The following is an 11,210-nucleotide window of genomic DNA, read 5'->3' as shown; positions in this document are numbered from 1 at the left end:
ATTCTCTATGCACTTTCAACGCTTCGAAATCAAATCAAGAATCAGATAGTCCGCAATCTTTAAACCTTTCGCAGACAGGCGAATGTGATCCTCATCAAGCAAAATAAATCCTTCCTTCTGCTGTCCAATCAGCCACTCAAGCTGCTTTTCAGTGAGTTCATAACCGTACAAAGATTTCATCTCTCCGGGTGAAATACCTTCTACTGTTCTTAACCCAAGCATCAACCTCTCTTCCGCCAGATCCACCAGGTCAAGAGTTGTCTCTTCATCAATCAGCTGGTCCCAATCTTTTGACAAATACAGTTTAATATCCTTCTTATTGCTCCACCGGCAGGCTCCATTATCAGCCCAAAACAGTGAGTGAGCAGACGGGCCAAGTCCAAGATAATTTACGTGACGCCAATAATTACTGTTATGTATAGCTTCTTTTCCGGGCATTGCAAAATTGCTCACTTCATAGCGTTTAATTCCTTTTTTGAGCAACTTCTTTTCTACAAGATCAAAATGTTCGGCCACAATATCATCATCGGGCACATCTATGCGGCCAAGTTCAACCTGCTTACCAAGCCGGGTACCTTCTTCAACTGTTAGTGAATAAGCAGAAACGTGAGATGGATTATAGCTAAGCAATCGGTCAATATCTCTGTCAAGCTGATCGAGACTCTGTCCGGGATTGCCATAAATAAGATCTGCAGTAAATGATGGAAAGTTTGCTGTACGGAGCATCTCCAGCGCCTGTTCAGCTTCTGAAGGATCATGTGCACGGTGCATGAACAAAAGCAGTGCCGGATCGAATGACTGAACACCCATGCTGGCACGATTCACACCTAAATCCTGAAGGCCGTTAAGGTATTCTACCGACACATCATCGGGATTCATCTCGAGCGTGACCTCCTCCGCATCAATATCAAAAACATCCCGAAGTGCATCAAAGATCTGCTTCAGCTGTTGATGGTTAAGCAGCGAGGGAGTTCCGCCGCCCACATAAATAGTCTTAATAATTTGCTCTGAAAAGGGATGACTTCTGTAGGATAAGATCTCCTCAATGAGAGCATCAACAAAGGGTTCTACAAGCTCTTTTCGGGTCAAAAAGTAGAAGTTACAATAGCTACACGCCTGCTTGCAAAACGGAATATGAATATAAATACCGGCCATATTAAATGACGTTATCTCTGGTAGGGTAAATTATAGATTAGTCTATCACTCAGGGTTGAAAGAAGAGCAATAGAATAATGACGAAGATTTCTTTAGATCAGTTTTGATCTCAAAAGGACAGCCTCATCAAACTTTTTTTTCTGAAGTGTAGAAAGGATTTTCGTCGTAAGTGTCTACTTGCCGGTACGTCCGTTGATATTTCACATAATTTTGTGCCGACTGTTTGATGGATGCAATCTCTTGATCTGAAAGCTTACGAGATTTTCTGGCGGGGGACCCCATATAAAGATAACCAGATTCCAGCGTTTTGCCGGGCGGCACCAGCGTACCTGCTGCAATGATCACATCAGAGGGAATCACCGCCTCATCCAAAATCGTGGCGTGAATTCCGATGAGAACGCGATCGTGAATTGTACAGCCGTGAACCATTGCATTGTGGCCTATAGTTACGTCATCACCGATATGCGTTGGGCCAGTTTGATTCATCACGTGAATAGATGCGTTATCCTGAATATTTGTTCGCTCTCCAATCCGGATATAGTTTACATCACCCCGAATCGTTGTATTAAACCAAACGGAACTGTCGCTACCCAAGATTACATCACCAATAATATCAGCACTGGGGGCAACAAATACCGTGTCATCAAACTGCGGCGATTTTTTCAGGAATTCATATATCATAATCAGTTCGAGCGATACATGTAGAGTTCTACGATAGATTTCATCTGCTCGTAATTTTGGGGGTTTTGCTGCAGTTTGCGTCCGTTTACAAAAAATGTTGGTGTTGATCTTACCGAACGTCTCATTCCTTCCTGTCTGTCGTTTTCTACTCGCTGAGCAATTTCTTCAGATTCTACATCCTGCCGAAATTGTTCCATATCGAGATTTAATTGCTCTGCATAACTCTCAAAATGCTCCCGTGCGTTACCGCGTGACCACTCCGCCTGGTTCTCAAAAATTAAATCGTGCATCTCATCAAATTTCCCCTGTTCGCGAGCGGCTTCAGCAGCGTGAGCGGCCAGTCGGCTGTATTGAAATCCACTAAGAGGAAAGTGTTTATAGGTAATCCGGACCATGTCCCCAAACTCTCTTTTAAGTTGTTCTTCCATAGGAACGAAGCTCTCACACGCCGGACAGCTGAAGTCACTGTATTTCAGTATCTCTACTGTTTGTGCCGTTTGATTTGATGATTCAGACGAGGCTGTTTCATTATTGCCATCACCAGAGCAACTAACAAAAAAAAGATTTCCGGCAATTATAAGTGAAAGAAAAAAAGAGCCAATTTGAAATGATTTACAGTTCATGAATCGTATTGATTAGGAATAAGAAAAATTGATAAAAGTTGACAAAGTGAAACCGATAGAATATAGGCCGATTCTGACTTAATTAAAAAGCACCCACTTGGTACGTTATTGAGCAAGATACGGTTAGTTTTGTTGCGCCATTTTTGCCTTGTAGGCCATAGCATAGATTTTCATCTGTTTGATCATAGATGCGAGGCCGTTAGATCGCGTCGGAGACAAGTGTTCCTGCATCCCAATCTTTTTGATAAAGTCCGGACTGGTCGCCAAAATTGTGTCGGGATCTTCGTTTGAATAAAAATTCACCATCAATGCCACCAGGCCCTTTGTGATAGCAGCATCACTGTCTGCCCTGAAAATAACGTTGCCATCTTCAAAATCTGTTACAAGCCAAACCTGTGACTGACAACCCCTAACGAGATTATCCTCAACTTTATGTTCGTCTTCCAGGGGAGAAAGTTTTTGACCGGTTTTTATAATATGCTTATACCGTTCCTGCCAGTCATCCAGCGCCTGAAATTCTCTTATAATTCGATCCTGTTTTTCCTGAATATCCATTTTACTTCTAATATTACTCATACATTAACGCCTAAAAATAGACAATTTTCTGTGGAATGATGGGATGATTCTCGTATCAATTGATTTCGTAGTTGAAACCTGTTCTTCTTGAAACACAAAACGCCAGGTCAACCCAGCGTTTTATGTTATTTTTATATTTAACGAAGTGACAAAGGATTTATGCGTTTTTTTCTGACGAAACTTCGGTTGAAGTTGCGCCTTTAATCGCCTTCACAGTGGACTCATCAATATCCCAGTCCGGCTTGGCGTAATCGATGACTTCTACATAATCGCCTTCTTTCGTTTTGATGCGGAATTGTTCAGTATTTGGCTTTCCATCAAGGACAACCTCAAAATGATTCAGCACTTTTTCTATATCATCTTCATGAATAAAATCGCTCAATTCAGTTTGCTGTATTTCTGAGGATGCAATGCCGGTCAGCTCAGAAAATGTTTCCGTGACATAATCAAATTGATAATGATTTTCTGCTACGGGGAACAACTTATAGTTAAAGTCTTTTGACTTATCGAACACACGGTCAAAATCTTTGTCCCGGCCTGCCAGCATGCTCATAATCCGCTTTTGCAGCGATTTGTTCTCAAAAGCAATTCTTACAATTTTCTGGCCATTTGAAGATAAAACCCGGGCTTTTGCCTCAACTTCAATTTCATTTCCTTTTTTATTTACCAAACTCACTCTATACGCTTTATCATCGAAATCGCTTGGTTTAAAGACGTCAAATTTATGTCTGAAAGTCTCAACATGTGGATCTGCCATCAATTCCCAAACCTTCTTTTTCTTCAGCTCATCGTTATCAAAACCAATCAGGTCCCTGAAGGCTTTATTTGATGTAACTATATTACCCTGCTCATCCAGATCAATTAGTGTTTTCTTGGATTCTTCAGCAAGTTTGTCAAATTCGATATTTGTATCAACTACCCGTTTTTCAGATCGTTTTCGCTCGGTGATGTCGTGCTGATAAGACACCCAGTGCGTAATTTCACCTTCTTCATTTGTGAGAGGGTGGATATCCCACTGATTAATGAATTCAGTTCCATCTTTCCGGTAGTTCACTGTGTGGCCAAAAAATGCCTGTCCCTCTTTGAGTCGCTTTTTCAATTTATCCAGCACAGCGCGATCTGTTTTTTCACCTTGAAGCATTCTCGGCGTATTACCAATTGCTTCATCACGAGAATACCCCGTCATTCGCGTAAATCCATCATTAACATAAACGATTTGCGGCCCGGGCTTATCAAGTTCCAGAGTCGTAATAATAATTGAATCGTAATCGCTGCGTATTGCATTCTCCAGAAGGTTTAGATGCTCTTTAGCAGTGTCCCTCTCATTTTCCAGTTCGCTAAATAACCCTTCAAGTTTTTTTGCTGAATCTTCGTCTTTTGCGAGCTGATGCAGTGTTTCTTTGTGCTTCTGATTCATAGAAAAGATACCTGTATAATGTTTAAATATCGATTTTATTAAAAGCCAATGACCATACGGTCTTAATGGCTACCTCGTGAACATTTACTTTCGGTCTTAAAGTTCAGGAATTCCCAAATAATTTAAATTAATCTGATTTAGTCCACCCTCTTAACATTTATCGGTCAGTACCGCTGATTTTTAAACATACAATTCTCCATTTTATAGCGAAATCGAACTTTCTTGGTTTTTGCACATTCAAATTGCTATAGTATAAGAAGCCAAACCTCTCAATTATCCCAAGCTGATGAAATACATCTCACTTATTTGCCTTTCCTTTATTTTTATGAGCTCGTGCAAACAACTTGAAAGTACGATTGAGAATTATGCGTCTCAAGAAGTATTATTGAAGCGATCAGTTCCAACTACTTTATATGTCGGAGTTGAACACGAATTACAACTTGAAAACAGTAATGGGGAAGAATTTACAATTAAAAATAATTCTTCTTCTACTGCGGGTGTCAATATCATTGATGCCTCTGGTACACCCTATAGAGTTTCACCCACTCGTCCCGGAGAATTAACCTTTGATGTTATAAATAGCAATGATGATTTAGTAGGATCATTTCAATTTCAGGTAAAAAGAATACCTAACCCTATTGCAAGATTGGGTAACAGCAGTGGTGGCAATATTTCAAATGGAGAATTCAGAGCTCAGGGTGGAGTTGGAGCCTTCCTTGACGATTTCGATTACGATGCAAGATGTGATGTTATTGGTTTCGAGATCGCCTACATTAGATCACGAATGGCCCCAGTTAAAACTATGAATGCTGGAGCCAGATTTACCCCGGACTCCCGGAGGCTTATCGGGCAGGCGAGGCCCGGTGACATTTACGCGTTTAATAACATTCGGGTGAGATGCCCGGGAGACGTAAGTAGCCGCCAGATTAATTCACTTGTATATTTTATCAAGTGAAGTAACAATTCCTCGGCACTGGCAATTGCCAATGATATTCAACAAAGATTGGCTGGTTCATAAATGACACCCGCCAGCCTTTGTCACTTAGTCTTACCGAAGCAAAATTTTTGCGATCGTATTCAACTGCATATTAGATGTACCCTCATAGATTTTACCAATCTTGGAATCACGGTAGTATTTCTCGACGGGATATTCTTTTACATAGCCGTAACCGCCATATAGATCAATAGCCATGGAGCTTAGGTTTTCAGCTACTTCAGAACTGTAGTATTTTGCCATTGCAGCCTCTTTAAGGAAATGCTGATCATTTTCTTTTAACCGAGCAGCGTTGTACACAAGCAGCCGAGCCATTTCCAGTTCTGTGGCCATACGTGCGAGCTGAAACTGAACGCCCTGAAAATCTGATATTGCCTGGCCAAACTGCTTACGTTCTTGCGTGTAAGATAAAGCCGCATCCAGCGAAGCCTGTGCAATTCCAATCATTTGTGCGCCAATTCCAATGCGCCCTTCATTGAGCGTTTCGATGGCAACTTTATATCCTTTCCCAACTTCCCCGAGAATATTCTCTTTAGGAACCCGAACATCTTCCAATAGCAGCTCACAGGTTGAACTGGCCCGGATGCCGAGTTTATTCTCTTTTTTAGAAACAGAAAAACCTTCCATCCCCCGCTCCACGATAAATGCGGTAATTCCTTTATAGCCTGCCCCTGGATCGAGTGTTGCAAACACGAGAAAGATATCGGCTTCGTTAGCGTTTGTAATCCACAATTTCGTGCCGTTTAAAACATACGAATCTCCATCTTCCACAGCAGAACACTTCAGTGCAAAGGCGTCGCTTCCTGACCCTGCTTCCGATAAACAGTAAGCGCCCACTTTTTCAGTGGCAAGCTGCGGCAGGAATCGTTCTTTTACTTCATCTGATCCCCACCTGAGGAAAGCATTATTCACAAGGGTATTTTGCACATCCATAAAAACGCCAACGGATGCATCAACCCGCGAAATTTGCTCAATAGCAACTATACTCATCATAAATGTGCCGCCACCGCCCTGGTATTTTTCCGGGATCTCAATACCCATCAAACCCATCTCAAAAAACTGTTTGATTAGACCGGGATCGAGCTTAGCGGCCTCTTCCATTTCCTGAACTTTAGACTGAATAACCGTATCCGCGAAATCAGCAGCTGCTTCTTTCAGCATCTGTTCGTCTTCAGTCAGTTTTGTAAGCGGGGGCATTTTTGTGTCTATAAGTGTCATACTCTTTATTAGCTTATAATCTTTTGATAATCTGTTACACAAAGCAATCCGTTAGTTGATCTAATGATGAATTGCCTCGCGAATATCTTTTTCAATGAATCGAAGAAAGATAGCAAAACGGAAGCGCTTTTATTACTTCAATTCACAATTCTACCTCGATTTATAAGATAACATCAAGATACAAATGATTTAACACAAATTTTGTTTACAAAAGACATCCTTATCCCTATCTTTTAATGATATGTCAAAATTTAAGCTTCACTCTCCATGGGAACCTGCAGGAGATCAGCCCAATGCCATCAAGGAGCTGACGCAGGGAATCGACCACAACGATAAATTTCAAACTTTGCTGGGCATTACGGGCTCGGGGAAAACAAGAACTATAGCCGGCGTTATTGAAAACATTCAAAAGCCCACGCTGGTAATGAGCCACAACAAAACGCTTGCGGCACAGCTTTATCGTGAGTTCAGTGATTTTTTCCCGGAAAACAGAGTTGAATTTTTTATCTCTTACTACGACTATTATCAGCCTGAAGCCTATATCTCCAGCCAGGATAAATTTATAGAAAAGGATCTGTCGATTAACGAAGAGATTCAGCGGCTTCGGTTGCGGGCAACAAGCTCACTTTTGTCCGGCCGGCAGGATGTTATTATTGTTTCTTCTGTGAGCTGTATCTACGGTATCGGCTCTCCGTCTGAATATGAAAAACTGATCGTTACCCTGGAAACGGGACAAACAATCTCAAGAAATACCTTGCTGTACGATCTTGTTGATCTTCATTACCGCCGAAGCGATCGCGATTTTACACGCGGCACCTTTCGGGTCCGTGGTGATGTGGTGGATGTTTACCCGGCCTATTCAGAAGAAGGTTTAAGAGTATCAATGTGGGGTGATGACATTGAAAAACTGGAAGTTTTTGATGTAGACACAGGGAATATTCTTGACACTGTGGATGAGTTTCGAATATACCCTGCGTCTCACTATGTAACCTCCAAGGGACGGCTTGACGATGCAATCCAGCAGATTCGCGACGAGATGTACTGGCGGGTTGACGTACTTAAAGATGAGCAGAAATTTTTAGAAGCCAAGCGCCTTGAACAGCGCACTACATTTGATATTGAGATGATGCAGGAGATTGGCTACTGCTCCGGTATCGAAAACTACTCCCGCTACCTGAGTGCCCGAAAACCGGGAGAACGGCCTTATTGCCTTTTCGATTATTTTCCCGATGATTTTCTCCTGGTTGTTGATGAAAGCCATCAAACAGTACCACAAATTGGCGCAATGTATGGCGGTGACCGCTCCCGAAAAATCGAACTGGTAGAGCATGGTTTTCGGTTGCCATCCGCCCTTGACAACCGCCCGCTTACTTTTGAAGAGTGGGAGACAATGATTAACCAGGCTGTTTTTGTAAGTGCCACACCAGCAGACTACGAGCTAGAACAGTCAGACGGTGTGTTCGTAGAGCAAATTATTCGTCCAACTGGCTTGATGGAGCCCGAAATAGAAGTCCGGCCGCTTGGAAATCAAGTGGATGACTTACTTGATGAAATTCAAGAACGAGTTAAGAAAAACGAGCGGGTGCTCTGCATTACCCTCACCAAACGGCTCAGTGAAGAGCTCAGTGAATATTTAAAAGGCCTTGGAATAAGCGCCGCATACATGCACAGTGAACTGGATGCAATGCAGCGCGTGGAAGTTCTATACAAGTTCCGCCGTGGTGATTTTAACGTCCTGGTAGGTATTAATCTGCTGCGAGAGGGAATTGATATCCCGGAGTTAACCCTTGTCGCTATTCTTGATGCAGATAAAGAAGGCTTCCTTCGTTCCGAAACCTCCTTGTTCCAGATTGTAGGTCGTGCAGCTCGTAATGTAGGAGGTAAAGCAATTTTGTACGCCGATAAAATGACCAACAGCATCAAAAAAGTCGTGGAGGAAACAAACCGGCGCCGTGAAATTCAGAGGGAATACAATGAAGAACACGGTATCACACCGCAAACTATTAAGAAGGAACTGAAGCCTCTGGTTGATCCATCCCTGATATCAAATCGTAATTTTGATCTCGATACTGGTGATAAGCAAGAAGATGATTATCTTGAGGTTGTTAAAGTAGCGGAAGAAGGCATCCAGTATAAGGCAAGTCCCGCTATGAAGGAAGTAACATTTGAAAGCAAAGATAAATTTATCGATTATTTACGTGATTCGATGCTGCAGTCTGCTAAAAACATGGAGTTTGAAGAGGCCGCAAGAATTCGTGATCAAATAGAAAAACTAAAAGAAGAACTTTGATAAGAATTAAGATCCATGGGTAAAATCGACTTTTTTAAAACGTTTATTAAAGATCGCGATGTAGCATCTATCATTCCTACATCCATTCGTTGTGTAAAAAAAGTATGTAATCATATCGACTTCTCGAAAGATTTTACTCTCGTAGAGTATGGCCCGGGGGATGGAGTATTCACCAGATTTTTACTAGATAAAATGTCATCCGGCAGCCGCCTGATACTCATCGAAGCCAATGAAGATTTTGCACGGCACTTGAAAGATACAATTGACGACCCACGGGTAACTGTTCATAACATTTTGGCTGGCGACGTTGAATCAGTCATTGGCGAAGAAGACATGGGGCAAATCGACTACGTGCTATCCGGAATCCCATTCTCCTTTTTAGATAAAGAGCGAAAACGAATTGTCCTTCAGGCAACAAAAGCGATCTTAAAGGAGGGCGGAAAATTTCTTGCCTACCAAACAAGCGGACACCTGAAAAAGCCCGTCATGGAAGTTTTTGGAAATTACGATATAGAGATGGAAATGTTAAATATTCCTCCCTATCTCATTTATGACGTTGTTAAAAACGGCACGCAGAATGGAAATGGCACGGTCTCGGATAGCAAATAGAGCCACCTGACTCAGTCTCTTATCAAAGTCAAAAGTAACATAAGCTTAGTTACACACTAATGAAGGATTTGCAACGTCCTTTATTACTTACTTTTGACGAAAGCAGATATTTACAACTTCATAAAACAGAAAAGCCCTGAATTTCTTCAGGGCTTTTTTTTAATCTGAAATTATTGCACAAAGCTAAAGCTATAAATCAGCTCTTACTAATCCTGATTCTGATCTTCAGGCTGCTCTTCCTGCTGTTGCTGAGGAATCGCGGGTTGCGTTTGTGACGGAGCATTGAAATCAGTTTCTACCTCGCCCGGTACTGCCTGCTGCTGAATTGTGCTTTGTCCCTGGTCGCCCCGTTCAATAGCAAAATTGGCAAGCACGCTAAGAACCAAAAACAATGTTGCAAGAATTGTGGTGGTTTTTGAAAGCAGATCTGCCGTGCGCCGGGCTCCCATAGCGGCTCCGCCGGCCATTCCTGCGGCTAGTCCGCCTGTGAGTCCCTCTTTTTGACCGGGCTGCAGCAGAATAACTACTACAAGTAAAAATGCAATCAAAATGATAAATGTAATAATAATTCCGTATAACATGGCTTTCTCGTAATTTCCTTATTTTTTGTAGAACCGTAAAATATCACTATTTAACGTTTTAACAAAGCAGGAAGTAATAAAACAAATACTTCCCTGTACTAACTGAAAACAATACTTTTCTAAGACTCAATGGCTGAATTTCAGGACTACTTACAGCAGATTATGTCAGAAACATCTCTGCAGACGGGCAATTTTATAGAGACGGGTCTGATCATCCTCATACTGATCCTGATCAGAATTGTAATCGTGCGCATTGTAGATCGCCAGATTGAATCGACAGCTTCCCGCTATCGATGGCGGAAAAACGTCACGTATACCATTGTATTTCTTGGACTGCTGTTGATCGGGCGCACGTGGATTGAAGCGCTGGGCTCCCTGGCAACGTTTCTGGGATTACTATCAGCCGGTCTCGCGATTGCACTACGAGACCCTGTGACCGATATTGCAGGCTGGATCTTTATCGTTTGGCGCAAACCGTTCCAGCTCGGCGACCGTATAGAAGTGAGTACACATAAAGGTGACGTTATTGATATTCGGTTTTTTAAGTTTACCATTTTGGAAATTGGCAATTGGGTCCACGCTGATCAAAGTACAGGGCGCGTCATTCACTTACCCAATCATCTTGTTTTCAGTGAATCTATCGCAAACTATACCAGTGATTTTGAATTTATATGGAATGAAATTGAAGTCGTATTTACATTCGAAAGCGATTGGAAAAAGGCAAAGCGTATTCTTGAAGAAATTACCGATAGTCACTTGATGGAGTATGTTAGCGATGCGGAGCAGCAAATAAAACACGCCTCAAAATCATACCTGATTCATTATCGAAACCTAACGCCAATTGTGTATACAGATGTTGTTGATGACGGGATCAAATTAACGATCCGTCACCTCAGTAACCCGCGGCGCCGGCGCGGTATCAACCAGATGATTTGGGAAGATATTCTTGATGCTGTAGCTGCAGAAGACGACATCGACTTTGCTTATAAAACACTACGGATTTATCAGAATCAAATTGAAGGAAAACCGGGTACCATGCCTGAAAAGCCAGCATAATGACAACGCA

At 42.1% G+C, this 11,210-nt stretch carries 11 protein-coding genes; 4 read left to right on the top strand and 7 right to left on the bottom strand.

The genetic code is table 11. The features are described 5' to 3' along the window. Nucleotides 1-15: 15 nt before the first annotated feature. The 5 genes from hemW to AABW11_RS03605 all read right to left on the bottom strand — a co-directional run bounded on the left by hemW (nt 16) and on the right by AABW11_RS03605 (nt 4,452). Nucleotides 16-1,155 (bottom strand): radical SAM family heme chaperone HemW, encoded by a 1,140-nt coding sequence (gene hemW, locus AABW11_RS03625; protein ID WP_340103410.1) that lies wholly within the window; start codon nt 1,153-1,155, stop codon nt 16-18. A gap of 126 nt (nt 1,156-1,281) precedes the next feature. Then, nucleotides 1,282-1,836, bottom strand: coding sequence for a gamma carbonic anhydrase family protein (locus AABW11_RS03620; RefSeq protein WP_340103409.1), 555 nt, complete (start codon nt 1,834-1,836; stop codon nt 1,282-1,284). Nucleotides 1,837-1,838: 2 nt separating this feature from the next. Next, nucleotides 1,839-2,459, bottom strand: a complete 621-nt coding sequence (locus tag AABW11_RS03615) for a DsbA family protein (protein ID WP_340103408.1) — start codon at nt 2,457-2,459, stop codon at nt 1,839-1,841. A gap of 123 nt (nt 2,460-2,582) precedes the next feature. Further along, a complete protein-coding gene (locus AABW11_RS03610; RefSeq protein ID WP_340103407.1) occupies nt 2,583-3,035 on the bottom strand; it encodes a SufE family protein in 453 nt (150 codons plus the stop codon). A 157-nt stretch (nt 3,036-3,192) separates the two neighbouring features. Further along, nucleotides 3,193-4,452: a PAS domain-containing protein gene (locus AABW11_RS03605; RefSeq protein ID WP_340103406.1), complete on the bottom strand. Its 1,260-nt coding sequence runs from the start codon at nt 4,450-4,452 to the stop codon at nt 3,193-3,195. A gap of 286 nt (nt 4,453-4,738) precedes the next feature. Between AABW11_RS03605 and AABW11_RS03600 the strand changes: the two genes are divergently transcribed. Further along, the gene (locus AABW11_RS03600; protein ID WP_340103405.1) at nt 4,739-5,407 is read left to right on the top strand and encodes a GldM family protein; all 669 of its coding nucleotides are present in this window, start codon (nt 4,739-4,741) and stop codon (nt 5,405-5,407) included. Nucleotides 5,408-5,500: 93 nt separating this feature from the next. On the opposite strand, the gene AABW11_RS03595 is transcribed toward AABW11_RS03600, so the two are convergent. After that, nucleotides 5,501-6,664, bottom strand: a complete 1,164-nt coding sequence (locus AABW11_RS03595; RefSeq protein WP_340103404.1) for an acyl-CoA dehydrogenase — start codon at nt 6,662-6,664, stop codon at nt 5,501-5,503. A 241-nt stretch (nt 6,665-6,905) separates the two neighbouring features. Between AABW11_RS03595 and uvrB the strand changes: the two genes are divergently transcribed. Together uvrB and AABW11_RS03585 are read left to right on the top strand one after the other, a co-directional pair. Then, nucleotides 6,906-8,954 carry an excinuclease ABC subunit UvrB gene (gene uvrB / locus AABW11_RS03590; protein ID WP_340103403.1) on the top strand — a complete coding sequence of 683 codons (2,049 nt, stop codon included), beginning with the start codon at nt 6,906-6,908 and terminating at the stop codon, nt 8,952-8,954. Nucleotides 8,955-8,969: 15 nt separating this feature from the next. Beyond that, on the top strand, nt 8,970-9,563 hold the full coding sequence (locus AABW11_RS03585) for a class I SAM-dependent methyltransferase (RefSeq protein WP_340103402.1): 594 nt from the start codon (nt 8,970-8,972) through the stop codon (nt 9,561-9,563). A 206-nt stretch (nt 9,564-9,769) separates the two neighbouring features. Here AABW11_RS03585 and secG read toward each other — a convergent pair whose 3' ends face one another. After that, the gene (secG, locus tag AABW11_RS03580; protein ID WP_340103401.1) at nt 9,770-10,144 is read right to left on the bottom strand and encodes a preprotein translocase subunit SecG; all 375 of its coding nucleotides are present in this window, start codon (nt 10,142-10,144) and stop codon (nt 9,770-9,772) included. Nucleotides 10,145-10,273: 129 nt separating this feature from the next. Between secG and AABW11_RS03575 the strand changes: the two genes are divergently transcribed. After that, nucleotides 10,274-11,200 (top strand): mechanosensitive ion channel family protein, encoded by a 927-nt coding sequence (locus tag AABW11_RS03575; RefSeq protein ID WP_340103400.1) that lies wholly within the window; start codon nt 10,274-10,276, stop codon nt 11,198-11,200. Nucleotides 11,201-11,210: the final 10 nt, after the last annotated feature.

The organism is Rhodohalobacter sp. 8-1 (genome assembly GCF_038150125.1).
GTDB lineage: Bacteria > Bacteroidota > Rhodothermia > Balneolales > Balneolaceae > SW132.
Note: the sequence above shows the minus strand (reverse complement) of the source record. Positions and strands in the feature narration are given on the sequence as shown.

Excerpts from the sequence above, each read along its gene's own strand:
- uvrB (WP_340103403.1), top strand. The coding sequence starts at position 6,906 with ATGTCAAAATTTAAGCTTCACTCTCCATGGGAACCTGCAGGAGATCAG.
- hemW (WP_340103410.1), bottom strand. The coding sequence starts at position 1,155 with ATGGCCGGTATTTATATTCATATTCCGTTTTGCAAGCAGGCGTGTAGC.
- AABW11_RS03605 (WP_340103406.1), bottom strand. The coding sequence starts at position 4,452 with ATGAATCAGAAGCACAAAGAAACACTGCATCAGCTCGCAAAAGACGAA.
- AABW11_RS03610 (WP_340103407.1), bottom strand. The coding sequence starts at position 3,035 with ATGAGTAATATTAGAAGTAAAATGGATATTCAGGAAAAACAGGATCGA.
- AABW11_RS03575 (WP_340103400.1), top strand. The coding sequence starts at position 10,274 with ATGGCTGAATTTCAGGACTACTTACAGCAGATTATGTCAGAAACATCT.
- secG (WP_340103401.1), bottom strand. The coding sequence starts at position 10,144 with ATGTTATACGGAATTATTATTACATTTATCATTTTGATTGCATTTTTA.
- AABW11_RS03595 (WP_340103404.1), bottom strand. The coding sequence starts at position 6,664 with ATGACACTTATAGACACAAAAATGCCCCCGCTTACAAAACTGACTGAA.
- AABW11_RS03600 (WP_340103405.1), top strand. The coding sequence starts at position 4,739 with ATGAAATACATCTCACTTATTTGCCTTTCCTTTATTTTTATGAGCTCG.
- AABW11_RS03620 (WP_340103409.1), bottom strand. The coding sequence starts at position 1,836 with ATGATATATGAATTCCTGAAAAAATCGCCGCAGTTTGATGACACGGTA.
- AABW11_RS03615 (WP_340103408.1), bottom strand. The coding sequence starts at position 2,459 with ATGAACTGTAAATCATTTCAAATTGGCTCTTTTTTTCTTTCACTTATA.
- AABW11_RS03585 (WP_340103402.1), top strand. The coding sequence starts at position 8,970 with ATGGGTAAAATCGACTTTTTTAAAACGTTTATTAAAGATCGCGATGTA.